The 17951-nt window shown below is 74.0% G+C and carries 16 protein-coding genes, 1 tRNA gene and 1 other RNA gene; 6 read left to right on the top strand and 12 right to left on the bottom strand.

Translation table 11 applies throughout. The features are described 5' to 3' along the window. Positions 1-29: 29 nt before the first annotated feature. The 4 genes from RCG67_RS04980 to purS form a co-directional block, all read right to left on the bottom strand. Complete coding sequence (locus RCG67_RS04980; protein WP_368825097.1) at positions 30-548, bottom strand: GNAT family N-acetyltransferase; 519 nt, start codon at positions 546-548, stop codon at positions 30-32. A gap of 106 nt (positions 549-654) precedes the next feature. Beyond that, entirely contained in the window at positions 655-2952 is a 2298-nt protein-coding gene (purL, locus tag RCG67_RS04975) for a phosphoribosylformylglycinamidine synthase subunit PurL (RefSeq protein ID WP_368825096.1), read from the bottom strand. A 17-nt stretch (positions 2953-2969) separates the two neighbouring features. Further along, positions 2970-3764, bottom strand: a complete 795-nt coding sequence (purQ, locus tag RCG67_RS04970) for a phosphoribosylformylglycinamidine synthase subunit PurQ (RefSeq protein ID WP_368825095.1) — start codon at positions 3762-3764, stop codon at positions 2970-2972. Between the two features lie 2 nt (positions 3765-3766). Next, positions 3767-4030, bottom strand: coding sequence for a phosphoribosylformylglycinamidine synthase subunit PurS (gene purS, locus RCG67_RS04965; protein WP_058873867.1), 264 nt, complete (start codon positions 4028-4030; stop codon positions 3767-3769). A gap of 208 nt (positions 4031-4238) precedes the next feature. Here purS and RCG67_RS04960 point away from each other — a divergent pair, with 208 nt between their 5' ends. The 3 genes from RCG67_RS04960 (at position 4239) to RCG67_RS04950 (ending at position 7535) form a co-directional block, all read left to right on the top strand. Continuing rightward, complete coding sequence (locus RCG67_RS04960) at positions 4239-4730, top strand: hypothetical protein (RefSeq protein WP_368825094.1); 492 nt, start codon at positions 4239-4241, stop codon at positions 4728-4730. A gap of 151 nt (positions 4731-4881) precedes the next feature. Then, positions 4882-5721, top strand: coding sequence for an SDR family oxidoreductase (locus tag RCG67_RS04955; protein WP_368825093.1), 840 nt, complete (start codon positions 4882-4884; stop codon positions 5719-5721). Continuing rightward, on the top strand, positions 5718-7535 hold the full coding sequence (locus RCG67_RS04950; RefSeq protein WP_368825092.1) for a glycoside hydrolase family 15 protein: 1818 nt from the start codon (positions 5718-5720) through the stop codon (positions 7533-7535). Before RCG67_RS04955 ends, RCG67_RS04950 begins: the two co-directional genes overlap by 4 nt. Before the next feature lie 29 nt (positions 7536-7564). Here RCG67_RS04950 and RCG67_RS04945 read toward each other — a convergent pair whose 3' ends face one another. Next, entirely contained in the window at positions 7565-7987 is a 423-nt protein-coding gene (locus tag RCG67_RS04945; protein ID WP_368825091.1) for a CBS domain-containing protein, read from the bottom strand. Between the two features lie 213 nt (positions 7988-8200). Between RCG67_RS04945 and RCG67_RS04940 the strand changes: the two genes are divergently transcribed. Both RCG67_RS04940 and RCG67_RS04935 read left to right on the top strand, forming a co-directional pair. Then, positions 8201-9472, top strand: coding sequence for a cytochrome P450 (locus RCG67_RS04940; protein WP_368825090.1), 1272 nt, complete (start codon positions 8201-8203; stop codon positions 9470-9472). Then, on the top strand, positions 9469-10074 hold the full coding sequence (locus RCG67_RS04935) for a helix-turn-helix domain-containing protein (protein ID WP_368825089.1): 606 nt from the start codon (positions 9469-9471) through the stop codon (positions 10072-10074). Before RCG67_RS04940 ends, RCG67_RS04935 begins: the two co-directional genes overlap by 4 nt. A gap of 7 nt (positions 10075-10081) precedes the next feature. Here the strand turns inward: RCG67_RS04935 and RCG67_RS04930 are convergent, their stop codons facing one another. The 6 genes from RCG67_RS04930 to ffs all read right to left on the bottom strand — a co-directional run bounded on the left by RCG67_RS04930 (position 10082) and on the right by ffs (position 16850). Further along, positions 10082-10456: a Rieske 2Fe-2S domain-containing protein gene (locus RCG67_RS04930; protein ID WP_368825088.1), complete on the bottom strand. Its 375-nt coding sequence runs from the start codon at positions 10454-10456 to the stop codon at positions 10082-10084. Next, positions 10453-11388: a 3-methyladenine DNA glycosylase gene (locus RCG67_RS04925; protein ID WP_368825087.1), complete on the bottom strand. Its 936-nt coding sequence runs from the start codon at positions 11386-11388 to the stop codon at positions 10453-10455. Before RCG67_RS04925 ends, RCG67_RS04930 begins: the two co-directional genes overlap by 4 nt. A gap of 46 nt (positions 11389-11434) precedes the next feature. Next, positions 11435-12721 carry an aspartate kinase gene (locus RCG67_RS04920; protein WP_368825086.1) on the bottom strand — a complete coding sequence of 429 codons (1287 nt, stop codon included), beginning with the start codon at positions 12719-12721 and terminating at the stop codon, positions 11435-11437. Between the two features lie 103 nt (positions 12722-12824). Continuing rightward, entirely contained in the window at positions 12825-13421 is a 597-nt protein-coding gene (gene recR / locus RCG67_RS04915; RefSeq protein ID WP_058873874.1) for a recombination mediator RecR, read from the bottom strand. Positions 13422-13522: 101 nt separating this feature from the next. Continuing rightward, complete coding sequence (locus RCG67_RS04910) at positions 13523-16678, bottom strand: DNA polymerase III subunit gamma and tau (RefSeq protein WP_368825085.1); 3156 nt, start codon at positions 16676-16678, stop codon at positions 13523-13525. A gap of 75 nt (positions 16679-16753) precedes the next feature. Continuing rightward, an RNA gene (gene ffs / locus RCG67_RS04905) (signal recognition particle sRNA small type) lies at positions 16754-16850 on the bottom strand. A gap of 134 nt (positions 16851-16984) precedes the next feature. Between ffs and RCG67_RS04900 the strand changes: the two genes are divergently transcribed. Next, positions 16985-17069, top strand: a tRNA-Ser gene (locus RCG67_RS04900). A gap of 256 nt (positions 17070-17325) precedes the next feature. Here RCG67_RS04900 and RCG67_RS04895 read toward each other — a convergent pair. Further along, complete coding sequence (locus RCG67_RS04895) at positions 17326-17895, bottom strand: OsmC family protein (protein WP_368825084.1); 570 nt, start codon at positions 17893-17895, stop codon at positions 17326-17328. Positions 17896-17951: the final 56 nt, after the last annotated feature.

The following is a 17951-nucleotide window of genomic DNA, read 5'->3' as shown; positions in this document are numbered from 1 at the left end:
GGGGTCGCCGCCGCGCGCGGCGGCGCGGTCTACGCGGGGCGGGGCAGGAAGTAGTCGGTCTCCGGGCCCGGGGTCTCCCGGTGCACGAAGCCCGCGGCGACGAGCACCTGTTCGGCCGGGGCGTTGTCGCCGGGCACGCTGGCGCGCACCCCCGTGACGGAGGGGTCCCCGAAGGCGACGCCGAGCAGCGCGGTGACGCCCTCCTGCGCGTAGCCGCGGTTGCGGTGGCCGGCGGCGAGGGAGCCCACGATCTCGAGCTCGTCGTCGATCGGAGGGCCGACGAAGCCGGCCGTGCCGATGACCTCCCCGGTCGACTTCTCCACGACGGCCATCCGTGCGTACACGGACTCCGTGAAGAAGTAGCCCCCGGCCATCAGGGACTCGCGGGCGAAGTCCATGTCCTCGGCGGTCGGGAAGCCGTGGGCGAAGTGGGGCGCCTGCTCGCCGGCGGCCACGGCGTCGAGCTCCTCGGCGGTGAAGGGGCGGAGCAGGAGTCGTGCCGTCTCCAAAACGGGTGCGGGGCGCAGGGCCTCGAGGTCCTCAGTCATGCTGGTGCTGCTTTCTGCGTGCGCGGATGGCGCGGGTGCCGGCGGTGGACGGACGGGGTCCGGTGGAGCGGGGTGCCGGGGGCGGCTGCGTGCCGCCCCCGGCGGATCAGCCGAAGTGCTTCGGCAGCGTGCCCTCGTGGGCCGCGCGGAGCTCGTCCAGGCCGATGCCGAACTCGCTCTGCACGTCCAGCGCGCGGTTCTCGGTGTCCACCACGCCGATCCGCGTGTGCGGATAGGCGCGCATGGTGCACATGTCCTTGAACCGTACTTCCTCGCTGCGCGGCACGGCCACCACGGCCCGTCCCTGGGTCTCGGAGAAGAGCATGGTGAACAGGTCCACGCCGTCCCGCTCGCAGACCTCGCCCAGTCCGATGCGCGCACCGGTGTCGAAGCGCAGGGCCATCTCGGCGAGGGTCGCGGCGAGGCCGCCCTCCGCGACGTCGTGCGCGGCGTCGATCATGCCGTCGCGGGACATGTTGATCAGCAGGTCCCCGAGCAGCTTCTCCTGGGCGAGGTCCACGGCCGGGGGGAGCCCGCCGAGGTGCCCGCGCAGGTTCGCCCACTCGGAGCCGTCCAGCTCGTCCCGGGTGGTCCCGAGCAGGTAGATCGCCTGGCCGTCCTCGCGCCAGCCCGACGGCGTGCGGCGCCGGACGTCGTCGAGCACGCCGAGCATCGCCACCACGGGCGTCGGGTGGATGGCCACGCCGCCGGTCTGGTTGTAGAGGGACACGTTCCCGCCCGTCACGGGCACCCCCAGCTCCCGGCAGCCGTCGGCGAGCCCGCGCACGGCCTCGGCGAACTGCCACATGGTCTCCGGGTCCTCGGGGGAGCCGAAGTTCAGGCAGTCGGAGACGGCCGCGGGCCGGGCGCCGGAGGTGGCCACGTTGCGGTAGGCCTCGGCCAGGGCCAGCTGCGCGCCGGCGTACGGGTCGAGGTAGGCGTAGCGGCCGTTGCAGTCGGTGGACAGGGCCACGCCCAGGCCGGTCTCCTCGTCCACGCGGACCACCCCGGCGTCGTCGGGCATGGCCATCGCGGTGTTGCCCTGCACGTAGCGGTCGTACTGGTCGGTCACCCAGTCCTTGGCGCACAGGTTCGGGGAGGCCATGAGCTCGAGCACGGCGTTGCGCAGCTCCGCCCCGGAGGGCCGCCCGGCGTCGGCCGGGGAGCCGGCGAAGCGGTCGGCCTGGAGCCGGTCCTGGTCCGCGGGGCGGTGGTAGGGGCGGTCGTAGACGGGGCCCTCGTGGGCGACGGTGCGGGGGTCGACGTCGACGATGACCTCGTCGTCCCACTCGATCACGAGCCGGCCGGTGCCGGTGACCTCCCCGATCCACGAGAACTCGACGTCCCACTTGTCCATCACGGCCTCGAAGGCGGCGACCTTCTCGGGGGTCACGACCGCCATCATGCGCTCCTGCGACTCCGACATGAGGATCTCGCCCGGGGTCAGGGTCGGGTCCCGCAGGAGCACCTGGGTGAGGTCCACGTGCATGCCGCCCTCGCCGTTGGAGGCCAGCTCCGAGGTGGCGCACGAGATGCCCGCCGCCCCCAGGTCCTGGATGCCCTCCACGAGGGAGCCCTTGAACAGCTCGAGACAGCACTCGATGAGCACCTTCTCCGCGAACGGGTCGCCCACCTGCACGGCCGGCCGCTTGGACGGTTTGGCGTCGTCGAAGGACTCCGAGGCGAGCACGGAGGCGCCGCCGATGCCGTCGCCGCCGGTGCGGGCGCCGAACAGCACCACCTTGTTGCCCACGCCGGAGGCGTTGGCCAGGCGGATGTCCTCGTGGCGCATCACGCCCACGGCGAGCGCGTTGACGAGCGGGTTGCCCTGGTAGCAGGAGTCGAAGACGACCTCCCCGCCCACGTTGGGCAGGCCCAGGGAGTTGCCGTAGCCGCCCACGCCCGCCACCACGCCGTGGACCACGCGGGCGGTGTCCGGGTGGTCGATCGCCCCGAAGCGCAGCGGGTCCATGACGGCCACGGGCCGGGCGCCCATCGAGATGATGTCCCGCACGATCCCGCCCACGCCGGTGGCGGCGCCCTGGTAGGGCTCCACGTAGGACGGGTGGTTGTGGGACTCGATCTTGAAGGTCACGGCCCAGCCGTCCCCGAGGTCGGTGACGCCGGCGTTCTCGCCGATGCCGACCAGCAGGTCCTTCTTCATCTCCTCGGTGACCTTCTCGCCGAACTGGCGCAGGTGGACCTTGGAGGACTTGTAGGAGCAGTGCTCGGACCACATGACCGAGTACATCGCCAGCTCCGCGGCGGTGGGCCGGCGGCCGAGGATCTTCTTGATCTCCTCGAACTCGTTGTCCTTGAGGCCCAGCTCGGCCCAGGGCAGCTCGGTGTCGGGGGTGGCCGTCGCGTGCTCGACGGTGTCCAGGTTGAAGTGCTTCTCGCTCATGAAGTGTCCGGTGTCCCTTACTTGACCAGTGCCTTGAGGGCGGAGACGAACAGGCCCAGCCCGTCCGTGCCGTCGCGCATGCCGACCTCGCCGGAGGTCGAGGAGTCCGCGCCGAAGCCGGGCTCCACCGCGTGCTCCGGGTGCGGCATGAGGCCCACCACGTTGCCGCGCCCGTTGCAGATCCCGGCGATGTCCCGGCGGGAGCCGTTGGGGTTGTCCCCGACGTAGCGGAACACCACGCGGCCCTCGGCCTCGAGCGCGTCGAGGGTCGTCTCGTCCGCCACGTACTGTCCGTCCTGGTTCTTGAGCGGGACCACGATCTCCTGGCCCTGCTCGAACTCGGTGGTCCACACGGTCGCGTTGTTCTCCACGCGCAGGCGCTGGTCCCGGCAGAGGAACTTCAGGCCCTCGTTCTTGATCATCGACCCCGGGAGCAGGTGGGACTCGGTGAGCACCTGGAAGCCGTTGCAGATCCCGAGCACCGGCAGGGGTGCGGACCCGGAGGTGCCCGCGGCGTTCGCGCCCCCGATGATCCGGTCCATGAGCGGGGCGAACCGGGCGATGGCCCCGGCGCGCAGGTAGTCGCCGTAGGAGAAGCCGCCGGGCAGGATCACGGCGTCGACGTCCTGCAGGTCCTCGTCGGCGTACCAGAGGGACACCGGGGTGCCGCCGGCCAGGGTCACGGCGCGCGCCGCGTCGCGGTCGTCGAGGGTGCCGGGGAAGGTCACCACGCCGACGCGGGCGCCGGCGAGCGCGGCGTCCGGCGCGGGGCCGGAGAGGTCCGCGATCAGGGGGGTCTCGAGGTCGGGCATGCTCAGGCCTCCTCGGTCTCGTCCAGGACGGCCACGCGCACGACGTCCTCGATGACGGGGTTGGAGAGCAGCTTCTCGGCGGCCTCGCGGGCCTGGGCCAGTGCGTCCTCGGTGACCTCGCCGTCGACGGTCAGCTCGAAGCGCTTGCCCTGCCGGACACCGGCGAAGCCGTCCAGGCCGATGCGGGGCAGTTCGTTGGCGATCGCCTTGCCCTGCGGGTCAAGGATCTCGGGCTTGGGCATGACGTCGACAACAATGCGGGCCATCGGGGAACTCCTGAGGGTCGAGCAGCGGGCCGGGATCCGGCGAACGTCAGCCATTCTATCGGTTCGGGCACGCCGGTCCCGCCGCACCGGGGCGGGCGGCCCCCGGTGTGGTAGGGGTCACCGCCGCCCGTCCGCGGCGGCCCGGGGCGAGGGCCCGGGCGGCGGTCTCCCGGAGATCTCCAAGGCGGGTCCGGTAGACCCTGGTGCCATGAGCACCGCACCGGAGGCCGCGGCGGCCGGCGCCGACGACGCACGGCTCGTGCCCGTCTACCGCCGGGTCCTGACGCTGCTGGGGATCGGCACGGTCCTCGGCGCGCTGACCGAGCTGGCGATGCTGCGGCACTGGCAGGGGCCCGCGCAGCTGGTCCCGTGGGCGGTCCTGGCCGTGCTGCTGCTCGGGGCCGCGGCGTGGCTGGTGCGGCGCAGCGCCGGGACGGCCCGCACCGTGCGGATCGCCGCGGTCGTCTCCGTGCTCGGCAGCGCCTACGGCGTCTACGAGCACGTCCTGGCGAACCTGCGGGCCGGGCCGGCGGACCCGCGCTACGCCGGGGTCTGGGAGTCGATGTCGGGCGCCGCCCAGCTGTGGGCGGCGACCAGCGGGGCGGTCGGGCCGTCCCCCGTGCTGGTGCCCGGGACGATGGGCCTGGCCGGGGTGCTGCTCTGGCTGGCCGTCCTCCGCTGGCGGGACGGGGCCGGCTGAGCCCGGCCCGCCCCGGCGGTGCCGGCGGCCGGAGGGAGGCGCGACAGAACCGGCGCGGCCGCCTACAGTGAACAGCGTGCTGATCATCGGAGGTGCCCGGTGAGCGGTGCGCGCACCGTCCGGGCGCCCCAGACCACGGAAGGACCACGCCATGAGCCAGCCAGAACAGCAGCAGGAGGTCCCCGGCGTCCAGGCCGCGATGACCCCCGTCCCGGACTGCGGCGAGCACAGCTACCGCGGCTCCGACAAGCTCGAGGGCAGGGCCGCGATCGTCACCGGCGGGGACAGCGGCATCGGCCGCGCCGCCGCGATCGCCTACGCCCGGGAGGGCGCCGACGTCCTGATCGCCTACCTCGAGGAGGACGACGACGCGCAGGACACCGCCCGCTGGATCGAGGAGGCCGGTCGCCGGGCCGTCCTGGTCCGCGGCGACCTCTCGGACCCGGCCCACTGCCGGGCCGTCGTCGAGAAGGCCGTGCAGGAGTTCGGCCGGATCGACGTGCTCGTCTCCAACGCCGCCTACCAGATGAGCCACGACAGCCTCGACGAGATCAGCGACGAGGAGTGGGACTACACGTTCCGGCTCAACGTCGGCGCCATGTTCCACCTCACCAAGGCCGCGGTGCCGCACATGGCCCCGGGGTCGGCGATCATCGGAAGCTCCTCGGTGCAGTCCGACCAGCCGTCCCCGCAGCTGGCGCCCTACGCCGCCACGAAGGCCGCGGTCGCGAACTTCTCCGCCGGGCTCGCGCAGATGCTGGGGGAGAAGGGCATCCGGGTCAACAGCGTGGCGCCGGGACCCATCTGGACGCCGCTGATCCCGGCCACCATGCCCGCGGAGAAGGTGGGGTCCTTCGGCGACGACGTCCCGCTGGGCCGCGCCGGTCAGCCGGCCGAGCTCGCGCCCGTCTACGTGCTGCTGGCCTCCGACGACGGCAGCTACATCTCCGGCTCGCGGGTCGCCGTCACCGGCGGCAAGCCGATCCTGTGACGACCCGTCCACGGCCCGTCGTGCCCCTGGACGCCCTGGCGCCCCGCCAGGACGGCTACGTGGAACTGCGCTCCTACGCGGCCATCGGCGACGGTCGCACGGTGGCGATGGTGGCCCACGACGGGTCCGTGGACTGGTACCCGGTGCCGGACCTCGACTCCGCGCCCACCTTCGCGCGGCTGCTCGACGCCGACGACGGCGGGTGCGTGGAGCTGTCCCCTGCCGTCCCGTTCGAGGTCGGCCGCGGCTACGTGCCGGGGAGCAACATCCTGTGCACGACCTACACGACCGCCGGCGGTGTCGTGCGGGTCACCGACTCCCTGAACGTGGGCTCGACAGGTCAGCTGCCGTGGAACGAGCTGGCCCGCTCGGTCGAGGGCGTCTCCGGGGAGGTGCCGATGACCTGGCGGGTCACCCCGGGGACCATGTTCAACAGGGTCTCGCCCTGGATCCAGGACACCGAGCAGGGACCCGTGCTGCGCGCGGACGACGTCTCGCTCGGTGTGCGCACGGAGGCGCTCGGCGAGTGCCGGTTGAGCACGGACGAGATCTCCGGGCGCTTCAGCACAGCCCCGGGCTCGGAGCACCTGCTCGCGGTCGTCTCGACGCACAGCGAGCCGCTCCGGCTCCCCTCACCGGAGCGGATCCGCCAGAACGTGGAGCTCACGCTGGGCATGTGGCGGCGGTGGATCGACCTGTTGGACTACTCGGGCCCGTACCGCGCCGACGTCGAGCGCAGCGCCCTGACGCTCAAGATGCTCAGCCACGCCCCCTCCGGGTCCATAGCCGCCGCCGCGACCACGTCACTGCCCGAGAACCGGGCGGGCACCAAGAACTACGACTACCGCTTCGCGTGGGTCCGCGACGCCGCCTACACCCTGCGCACGCTCATCCGGCTGGGTGAGCAGGAGGACGTGCACGCGGCCGTGTCCTGGCTGCTGCGCCTGGCCCGTGACCAGTCCCCGGAGCTGCACGTGCTCAACCGCCTCGACGGCGAGGTGCCCGGCGACGCGATGACCGTCTACGAAGCGCCCGGCTGGCGGGGGATCGGCCCGGTGGTCTCGGGGAACGCGGCGGCGGACCAGCTGCAGCTGGGGGTGTTCGGCGACCTGTTCGACATGGTCGACCTCTACGTGGGCGGCGGCAACGTGCTGGACGCGGCGACGGGGCGGATGCTGGCTGACGTCGCCGACGAGATCTGCGACCTGTGGCGCCGTACCGACGCCGGGATGTGGGAGCTGCCCGAGCACCGGCACTACACCAGCTCCAAGATGGGCTGCTGGCACGGACTGGATCGCGCCGTGCACCTGGCCGACGCCGGGCAGATCCCGGGCAGCGCGGACCGGTGGCGCGCCGAGCGGGACCGGATCGCGGAGTGGATCGAGGAGCACTGCTGGAACGCGGAGCGCGGTGCCTACGTCCTGCACCCCGGCACGGACGCACTGGACACGTCGGTGCTGCTGCACGCCATCAGCGGCTTCGACCGAGGCCCCCGGATGCGCTCCACCGTCGACGCGCTGCGCGGGGAACTGGGCCGGGGACCTCTGCTCCACCGCTACAGCGGGATGGAGCACGAGGAAGGCGCGTTCGTCGCGTGCTCCTTCTGGGCGGTGGCGGCCCTCGCGCTCGTGGACCAGCGGGAGGAGGCCGTCGAGCTCATGGAGGAGATGCTCGCACTGGGCAATGACGTGGGTCTCTACACCGAGATGATCGACCCCGAGGACGAATCGTTCCTCGGCAACTTCCCGCAGGCCCTGAGCCATCTCGCGCTGCTGACCGCCGCGCTCGTCCTGGAGGACACGGGTGGGCCGTGACAGGTGGCCGGCCGCGCCCGGCACGGATCTCAGTACTTGTCGAACGAGATGAGCTCCACGAGCTCGCCCACGCGGTCCTCGGGCATGCTCCGGGCGATGTCGGCCTGGCTGACCATCCCGACGAGGTCGTGCCCGTCGATCACGGGCAGGCGGCGCACCTGGTGGTCGGTCATCGTCCGGACGGCCTCCTCCACGCTGTCGTCCGCGCCGACGGTGACGGGCTTGCCCTCGGCGAGCTGGCCCGCCTTGACCTGCCGGGGGTCGGTGCCGATCGCCAGGCATCGCACGACGATGTCGCGGTCGGTGAGCACGCCCATCAGCCGCTCGTGCTCCCCGCAGATCGGCAGGGCGCCCACGTCGAGGTCCTTCATCTTCCGGGCCGCGTCCTCGAGCGTCTCGTTCTCGCCGACGCACTCCGCGCCCGGGGTCATGATCTCTCGCACCGTGGTCATCTCGGTCCTCCTGTCCGCCGGACGTGGTCCGTCAGTTCACTGATCGTTCCGGTCCCTCCAGGGTAGGAGCCGCACCGCCCGTTGTCTGCCCCCCCTGCCCGGGTCCCTCCTGCCCGGCGTCCGTCCGGCGGTGGAGGGGCCTCGATGGCGGAGGAGGGGCCTCGATAGGGTGGCCGGACGGCACGGCAGCGACCGACAGCACGGAGGAGAGCCATGGCCACCATCCCGTTCGACAGCACCGTCGCACTCCTGCGGGAGGGCTACCCGTTCATCTCGTCCCGCTGCGAGGCACTGGGCGCGGACCTCTTCACGAGCCGGCTCGCCCTGCGCCCGGTCACCTTCCTGCGCGGCGCCGATGCCGCCGAGCTCTTCTACGGCGGGGACCGGTTCACGCGGGCGGGCGCCGTGCCGCCGTCCGCGAAGCACCTGCTGCAGGACGAGGGATCCGTCCAGACGCTCGACGGGCCGGTGCACCGGCACCGCAAGCACGCCTTCCTGGAGCTCGTGGGCCCGGACGCGAGACAGCGCCTCGGCGACCTGTTCGAGCGGTCGTGGCAGGAGGCCGCCCGGACCTGGCCCGGCCGGGGGCGCTTCGTCCTGCACGACGAGGTCAGCGGGATCCTCGCCCGGACCGCGTGCGCCTGGGCCGGGGTGCCGCTGCCCGCGCACGAGGCCGCCCGGCGCACCCGCGAGCTGCGGCTGATGATCGACAACGCCGGCCGCTTCGGTCCGCCGAACTGGTACGCCCGGGCCCGCCGCCTGGGCACGGAGCGGTGGGCCGCCGGTCTGGTCGAGCGCGTGCGCGCCGGCGACCTGGCGGCGGCACCGCGCACCGCCCTCAGGGTCTTCGCGGACCTCCGCGGGCCGGACGGAGCCCCGCTGCCGGCGAGCACCGCCGCGGTGGAGCTGATCAACGTGCTGCGGCCCACCGTGGCGGTGGCGAGGTTCGTCGTCTTCGCCGCGACGGCCCTGCACGAGCACCCCGGGTGGCGGGGCGCCCTCGCCGCGGGCGACGAGGCGGCCCTGGAGGCCTTCGCCCAGGAGGTCCGCCGCCACTACCCGTTCTTCCCGGCCGTCCCCGGCCGGGTGCGGGAGCCCTTCGAGTGGCGCGGGCACCGCTTCGCCGCGGGGGACCGGGTGGTGCTCGACCTCTACGGGACCTGCCACGACCCGCGGCTGTGGGAGGACCCGGACAGCTTCCGCCCGGAGCGGTTCCGCGGCAGGCGCTGGGAGGAGTCCCCGCGCGACCTCATCGCCCAGGGGGCCGGCCGTCACGACGAGGGCCACCGCTGTCCCGGCGAGTGGAGCACCGTGGAGCTGCTCAAGCGCGCCGTGCGGCTCCTGGCGGCGTCCGGGCTCGAGGTGCCGCCGCAGGACCTGTCCATCCGGCTGAACCGGTTCCCGGCTCTTCCCCGCAGCGGCTTCGTGGTCGAGGAACGCTGCGCACCGCCGGGTCCCGGCGGTGCTGGGACAATGGGCCCATGACCCAGCACCCTCCGACCACCACCCCCGGGCTCAGCGGCCGGGAGGCCGAGCGCCTGGCGGAAGCCCTCGAGTCCCGGGACGTGACGGTCTTCGTGGACGGCACCTCCCTGCGCCTGCCGGAGGGCGCGCGCGACGCCGTCGTGGATCTCCTGGCCCGGCTGACCCGCGGGGAGGCCGTCACCGTCACGTCCGCCGCGGTGACCTCCGCCGCCGGGCCGCCGAGCGGCGCCGAGGAGCTGCTGACCACCTCGCAGGCGGCCGCGCTCGCCGGGATCTCGGCCACCTACCTGCGCAACCTCACCTCCGAGGGCGTCCTGCCGGTGCAGTACCGGGGCAGCCACCGCCGGATCCGGCGCACGGACGTCCAGGCGTGGCTCGCGCGCCAGGGCGAGGACTCCGCCGGCTCCCCGGAGGACCTGCTGACCACCTCGCAGGCGGCCGCGCTCGCCGGGATCTCGGCCACCCATCTGCGCAACCTCACCTCCGAGGGCGTCCTGCCGGTGCAGTACCGGGGCAGCCACCGCCGGATCCGGCGCGCCGACGTCGAGGCCTGGCGCGCGGGGCGGCGGCGCGACGACGACGGGGCCGCCGCGGCCGGCTGATCGCGGCTCAGTGGAAGCGGGCCACGACCCAGCCGTCGACCACGTCGACCTCCGCCGCCGGGAGGTCCTTGGCGGGATCCGGCGGTGCCTCCCGGCCGGCGGCGAGGGCCAGCCGGGACCCCACGAAGCGCCCGTCCGGGGCGAACACCCAGAAGTGGTTGGGGCACTCGAACGTCCCGGCGCGCCCGGCGGCCTCCCGGCACACGGTGGCCTGCTGGTGCGTGCAGGTGTTGCGCAGCACGTGCAGGACGCCCCCGGCGTCACGGGTGACGAGCACCTGCCCCGTGCTGGAGGGCGCCGTCACGAAGTCGAGCGGCGCCGGCACGGCGGAGGCCGCCACGATCCGCTCCCAGCCCCCGGCGGGCTCCCCGGAGGCGCTCACGCCGCGGCGCCCTCGGTGGCGCGGGCCGGGTCGAGGACCTCGAGCGCCGCGCCGAGCCGCCGGCGCAGCGGCTCCGCGCGGCGGGCGAACTCCCGCTGCCGGCGCACGTACTCGGCCTTGCCCTCCGGGGTCTCGATCCGCACGGGCTCGTAGCCCCAGCCGGCGAGGTCGTAGGGCGCGGCCGCCATGTCCGTGGCCCGCACATCCCAGGCCAGCTCGAAGCAGTCCATCAGCAGCTCGGACGGGATCGCCGGGACCAGCTTGTACGCCCACTTGTAGAGGTCCATGGTGGCGTGCAGGCAGCCCGGCTGCTCCATCCGTCGCTGGGACTCCCGGGTGGGGCGCAGCTCGTTGAGGGGCACGGCCTGGGGCTGGAAGAACCGGAACGCGTCGAAGTGGGTGCACCGGATCCTGGCGGACTCCACCACGGCGTCCGTGCCCGCGGCTCCGAGCCGCAGCTCCAGCTGCTCGTGCCGGATGTCGTTGTCCGCCGAGCGGTACGCCATCGCCCACTCGTGGAGGCCGAAGCAGCCGAAGAAGCCCGCATTGGCCGCGTGCGCGCCCAGCACCGACCGGGCGAAGTCGACCGCGGGGGCCCGCCGGTCGCGGAAGGCGTCGTCGTCGACGGCCACGGCCCCGTCCCCGGGGGAGAGCCCGAGGCCCGCGAGCTCGGGCCCGGTGAGCGGGCGGTAGAACTTCTCCCCGGCCCGCTCGGCGGCGTCCAGCAGCACGGTGCCCGCCCCGGGGTGCCAGCGCTTCAGCTGCGCGGGCTTGAGCGTGTAGTAGGTGAACAGGAAGTCCTCGACCGGGTGCTTCTGCCCGCGGTGGCGGCGGGCCACGAAGGGATCGGCGTAGCGCGCCGCGCGCTGCTCGTGCGCGTGCGCCCGCGGCTCCCACTCCTCGCGGGGCAGGACGACGACGGGGCGGGTCACCGGACCCGCCCCGTCGTCGACGGGCCGGTGGAGCGGGGCACGCGGATCAGCGACCGGTTCCCGCGTAGACCGTGGCCTCCTCGTCGGTGTCCAGGCCGAAGGCGCTGTGCACCACGCGCACGGCCTCGTCGAGCCGGTCGGCGGCCGTGACCACCGAGATCCGCACCTCGGAGGTGGAGATCATGTCGATGTTGATGTCCGCGGCCGCGAGCGCCTCGAAGAACGTGAACGTCACCCCGGGGTTCGACTTCATGCCGGCGCCCACGAGGGACAGCTTGCCGACCTGGTCGTCGTACTCCAGGCCCGCGTAGCCGATCTTCTCCTCGGCGGCGCGCAGCAGGCTCATGGCGAGGTCGCCCTGGGACTCGTCCACCGTGAAGGAGAGGTCCGTCAAAGGGTTGTCGCCGGTGGAGATGTTCTGCACGATCATGTCCACGTTGACCTTGGCCTCGGCGAGCAGCCGGAAGATCCGGGCGGCGATGCCGGGCTTGTCCGGCACTCCGACGACGGTGACCTTCGCCTGGCTGCGGTCGTGGGCGATGCCGGCGATGAGCGGCTGTTCCAACGGGATCTCCTTCGGGGAGGTGGCGGCGTCTTCGGGGCCCGGGATGACCCAGGTGCCCTCGTTCTGGGTGAAGGACGAGCGGACGTGCAGCTTCACGCCGAAGCGGCGGGCGTACTCGACGCAGCGCAGGTGCAGGATCTTCGCGCCGTTGGCGGCGAGCTCGAGCATCTCCTCGCTGCTGACCACGTCCAGCTTGCGCGCCCGGGGCGCGATGCGCGGGTCGGCGGTGAACACGCCGTCGACGTCGGAGTAGATCTCGCAGACGTCGGCGTCGAGGGCGGCGGCCAGCGCCACGGCGGTGGTGTCCGAGCCGCCGCGGCCCAGGGTGGTGATGTCCTTGGTCGAGCGGTGCACGCCCTGGAACCCGGCGATGATCGCGATGTTGCCCTGGTCGAGGGACTCGCGCACGCGCTGCGGGTTCACCTCCACGAGCAGGGCCGCGCCGTGGGCGCCGTCCGTGACCATCCCGGCCTGGGAACCGGTGAAGGACTGGGCGGGAGCGCCCATCCCGGAGACCGCCATGGCCAGCAGCGCCATCGAGATGCGCTCGCCGGCGGTGAGCAGCATGTCGAGCTCACGGGCCGGGGGCTTGCGGGTGACCTCGTGGGCGAGGTCGAGGAGCTCGTCCGTGGTGTCGCCCATCGCGGAGACGACGACGACGACGTCGTGGCCCCGGTTGCGCGTCTCCACGATCCGCCGTGCAACGCGGCGGATGCCGTCGGCGTCCGCGACGGAGGATCCACCGAACTTCTGCACGATCAGGCTCATGGGTTCAACTCCTGTGGTCGAGAGTGGCCGGGCACCGGCGGTCGGCCCCGGTCCGTGCACCCGCTCCCCGCGGCAGGGCACCAGGACATCGTAGCGCGGCGGGTCAGGCGACGACCGTCCGGCCCTCGAACGCCCGGCCCAGGGTCACCTCGTCGGCGTACTCGAGGTCGCCGCCCACGGGCAGCCCGGAGGCCAGGCGGGTCACGCGGATCCCCAGGGTCTTCAGCATGCGGGAGAGGTAGGTGGCGGTCGCCTCGCCCTCCAGGTTCGGGTCGGTCGCGAGCACGACCTCCTGCACGGTGTCGCCGGAGAGCCGGGTCATGAGCTCCCGGATGCGCAGCTGGTCGGGGCCGATGCCCTGGATGGGGCTGATGGCCCCGCCGAGGACGTGGTAGCGCCCGCGGAAGCTGCGGGTGCGCTCGATGGCCATGACGTCCTTGGACTCCTCGACCACGCAGATCACGCTGTCGTCCCGGCGGGCGTCACGGCAGATGGCGCACTCGTCGAGCTCGGAGACGTTGCCGCAGATCCGGCAGAACTTCACCTTGTCCTTGACCGCCGTCATGGCGTCCGCCAGCCGGCGGACCTCCTCCTTGTCGGCGTCGAGGAGGTGGAACGCGATCCGCTGCGCGGACTTCGGTCCGACGCCGGGCAGCCGGCCCAGCTCGTCGATCAGTTCCTGAACGGCGCCTTCGTACACGTTTCCCTCGATTTCCGGGCCGGTGCGCGGCCCTCCTGCTCGTCCTCGGCCACGGCGTCACCGGGGTGCCGGTGCGTGGCCGCCCCGGCTCGCTCCCCAGCTCACTCCCCGGCGTGGAGGTCCCGCTCCTCGATCAGCATGCCCCCGAGGATCCGCTCGATCGCGGCGCGGCCGTAGAGGGTGGAGTCCTCGAGCGCCTCGTCGTCCGAGCTGGGCACGAAGGAGTCGTCCCATTCTACGCCGCCGTCCTGCGGCGCCGCGGCGGTCCCGGGCGCCTGCCGTCCGGCGGCGATGGCGGCGGCGTGGCGCTCCCGGAAGCTCAGCCGCGCGCTCCGGTCGGCGCCGTCCGGAGCGGGCGCCGGAGGAGCCTGCCGCGGGGCGGCGGGAGCGGCGGCCGGGGCCGCACCCGCCGCCGGAACCGAGGGCGCGGCGCCCGGTGCGTTCCGGGGCTCGTCCGGCTGCGCCGGCGGGCGGGCGGCAGGAGCTGTGGCGGTGCTCCCGGACGCGTTGCCGGGCCCGTTCCCGGACCGGCCACCGGGGCCGCGTCCGGCGTCCGGGCTCCGCGGTGCGGGGGCCGCGGGCCGCCACTGCTCGGGGGGCGCCGCGTCCGGGTCGTCGGGATAAGGGGGCTCGTCGGGATAGGGAGGCTCCTCCGGATGGGGTGGCTCCTCCGGCGGCGGGACGTCGTCGTCGGCCGGGGGGACGTCCCGGTCCCGCGCCCCCGGGGTCCCGGTCCGGACCGGAGGGGCCGCACGGGCGGCGGACCGAGCGGGGCTCCCGGCCGACTCGGGGCCGGCAGCCCGGGCCGGCGCCGGCTGCGGCCCGGCCTGCTGCGCCGGTGGGCCGGCCGGCTGCTCCGGTGCCGGCTCCCGGGGCCGGTCGGCGGGCTGCGCCGGCGCGCGGGAGGCGGGGCCGGCAGGGTCCTCGGGCGCGGCACCCCCCTGAGGAATGGCGGCCACGGACCAGCTGTGCACGGGCTCCTGCGCCCAGGCGGGGTCGGTCCACTCCGGGGGAGCATCCGTGGCGGGCACCCCGTGCGCGTCCCACGGGTCCTGCCCGCCGCCGGCCCCGTCCCGGGGCGCTGCGTCCGCTGCCGCTTCCGGCGCGGTCGCGGGCGCGCCGGCCGGTGGCGTGCCCGGAGCCCGGGACGGAACCGGCCGCTCCGCCCGGCCCCGCGGGCTCTCGGACCGGTCCTGGCCGCGTGGGCCCTCGGGCCGGTCCTGGCCGTGCTGGCCCTCGGGCCGCCCCTGGCCGTGCGGACGGCCCGGCCGGTCCTGCCCGGCGGGGCGCCCTTCCGGGCCGCCCGGGGTCCCGGGCCCGGCCGCGCGCTGCGCGGGGTGCGGTCCTCCGGCCCCGGCCCGGGGCTCGTCCCGGTGCCCGGACGGGCGCGTCGACGGCTCGGGGCCGCGCGGGGTCCCCCCGCCGCCGCCCCGGCCGTGCCCGCCGCCGCCCGGGGGAACGGCCTCCGCGCGGCAGTCGATGCCGAGGATCTGCTGCACCGCCTGGCGCAGGTCGTCCTCGAACCGGGGGAAGTTCATGAGGTCGCCCTCGGCGTCGAACATGATGCGCAGCACCTTGCCGTCGAAGGACTGCGGCGTGCCCCGCTGGACCGTGAACCAGGCGACCCGGCGGATGTCCGCGAGCGCGTTGACGATCTCCGGCCAGGAGGCGCGCAGCAGGTCGATCTCGTTGCCGCCGGGCTCGCCCGCCCGGGGCGTGTCCTGGCCGGACGGCTGCTCGGCGGCCGGGGGCTGCTGCCGTTCGGCGGGCCGGTCCCGTCCGGTGGACGGATCCTGCTCCCCGGGCCGGTCCTGCCCGTGGTCCTCCCGGACGGACGGGCGCTCGCCGGGCGCCCGGGCCGGCCCGGTGTCCGGCGCGACCGGCTCCCGCCGGTCCGCCTCCTGCGGGGGCGTCTGCTGCGCTTCCGCGCCGGGCGCCGCCGGACCCGGCCGCTGCGGTGCGGGGGCGGGCCCGGGGCCCGGGGCGGTCCGGTCCTCGGCCGGGGCGGCAGGAGCGGTCGCCGCCGCAGGGGTCTCGGGGGTCCGTGCCGGAGCGGCGGGCTCCTCCTGACCGGTGGCCGGAGCGGCGCCCCGGCCGATGCTCAGGCGCCGCTCCAGCCGGTCCACGCGGGCCGTGACCCCGCGCGTGGTGTCCTCCGAGGAGGGCAGGAGGATGCGCGCGCACAGCAGCTCGAGGTGCAGCTGGGGCGAGGTGGCCCCCGTCATCTCGGTGAGGGCCGTGTTCGTGATGTCCGCGGCGCGGGAGAGCTCCGCCGCTCCGAGCTGGGACGCCTGGTTGCGCAGCCGGGCGATCTGGTCCTGGGGCATGCCGTGCAGGATGTTGCCCGCCGACTCGGGGACCGCGTTGACGATGATCAGGTCCCGGAACCGCTCGAGGAGGTCCTCCACGAAGCGGCGCGGGTCCTGGCCCGTCTGGACCACGCGGTCCACCGCGCGGAAGACCGTGGCGCCGTCCCCGGACGCGAAGGCGTCGACCACGTCGTCGAGCAGGGCGCCGTGCGTGTAGCCCAGCAGGGCCACGGCGAGGTCGTAGCCGATGCCGCGCTCGTCGGAGCCGGCCATCAGCTGGTCGAGCACGGAGAGGGTGTCGCGGACGGAGCCGGCGCCGGCGCGGACCACCAGGGAGAGCACGCCCGGGGCCACCTGCACGTGCTCCTCCGCGCAGAGCTGCTCGAGGTAGTGCATGAGCGGCTCGGTGGGGACCAGGCGGAAGGGGTAGTGGTGGGTGCGGGACCGGATGGTCGTGAGCACCTTGCTCGGCTCGGTGGTCGCGAAGATGAACTTGATGTGCTCCGGCGGCTCCTCGACGATCTTGAGCAGGGCGTTGAAGCCCTCGCGCGTGACCATGTGCGCCTCGTCGATGATGAAGATCTTGTACCGGTCCCGGACGGGGGCGAACGTGGCGCGCTCGCGCAGGTCACGGGCGTGGTCCACGCCGCCGTGGCTGGCCGCGTCCATCTCGATCACGTCGAGGGACCCGGCGCCGTCCCGGGCCAGGTCGCGGCAGCTGTCGCAGCGGCCGCAGGGGGTCGCGGTGGGGCCCTCCGCGCAGTTGAGGCAGCGGGCCAGGATGCGGGCGGAGGTGGTCTTGCCGCAGCCGCGCGGGCCGGAGAAGAGGTAGGCGTGGCTGACCCTGTCCTTGCGCAGCGCCGTCATCAGCGGCTCGGTCACGTGCTCCTGGCCGATGACGTCCTCGAAGGTCTCCGGGCGGTAGCGGCGGTACAGGGCGGTAGTCACAGATGACACCTTAGCGACGGAATCCGACAGGCGGGCCGGGCGGATCGGCGCTGGGGACGCGGGCCGCCGCGGGGACGAGAAGACCCCTCGCGCACCCGCCAGAGCCCATTTACCCTTGCTACCTTCCGGTCCTGGGGGAGTTCAACAGGATGACGCCACGCGAGGGGCTGTCAGAGAGTCTAGCGGATGCGGCGGGGCGGGTCGAAACCCGGCGGGCGGAGCCGTGGATTCGGCATTGCCCCGAGCTTCGGTTATGCTGGACCCCGCATGTTCCGGCGCCGTCAGGCCGCCGCGACGTGCGTGCCTGGAGGATTCGCCTAGCGGCCTATGGCGCACGCCTGGAACGCGTGTTGGGTTCACGCCCTCGGGGGTTCAAATCCCCCATCCTCCGCAGCGACCAGAGCCGCTCCCGCCGGTGCAATCACCGGCGGGAGCGGCTCTTTTCGGTCCTTCCGAAGCCGCCGGCGGCTCCGGCCGGCTCAACAGGCCTTCCGTGCCGGCACGGAGACGCTCCCGACGCCGAACCGCTCGCCCGCCGTGCCTGCTCCGGCCGCTCGGCCACGGCACGGTACATTTTCCGGACCTTCGCCGGCAGCACGTCCTGGTCCACGGGTGCCGGAGATGTGGTGGTCGTGCCGGTCGCCTCCTCAGACGACGTCGAGCGTGGTCTCCACGGGCACGGCGTTGGCCAGGGAATCACGCACGGGCGAGGTGTCCTGGACGTACTGGCAGAGCTCCTCGAGCTGCTGCCGGGTGGCGTTCGGCGAGGAGACCCGCCCGGTGGCGCGGATCCTGGTGAAGCCGGGACGCCCGCCGTCGAGGCCGAGGAAGGCGCGCACGTCGAGGTCTCCCTCGATCTCGTACTCCATGCGCTCGATCTCGATCCCCCGGGCCGCGGCATTGGCCACGAAGCCGACGGCGTAGCAGAACGCGAGGCCCTGCAGGAGCAGCTCCACGGCGTTGGGCCCCTTGTTGCTGCCCAGCAGCACGGGGGGCTCGTCCCCGTGCAGCACGAACGCGGCCGCGCGGCTCTGGTCCTCCTGCCCGGCGTGGGTGAACGTCCCGATCTCGCCCACGTTGCAGGTGCCGTCCTGCCAGGTGCTCCGGGCGCGGAAGATGAAGGTTCCCGCGGCGGGGTCGGCCTGGACAGCGTCGATCGTCTCGGTCAGCGCCCTCACGTCGATCCCATTGGTCCTGGTCGTGCTGGTGTCGGTCACGACAGTCGCCTCCTCCGGTGGTGTGTGCTCGGCGGTCCCGGACGGACCGCCTGCCA

This window comes from Kocuria cellulosilytica (genome assembly GCF_040981245.1).
GTDB classification, from domain to species: domain Bacteria; phylum Actinomycetota; class Actinomycetes; order Actinomycetales; family Micrococcaceae; genus Kocuria; species Kocuria cellulosilytica.
The sequence above is the reverse complement of the archived record's forward strand: the minus strand, read 5'-3'. Positions and strand labels throughout refer to the sequence as shown.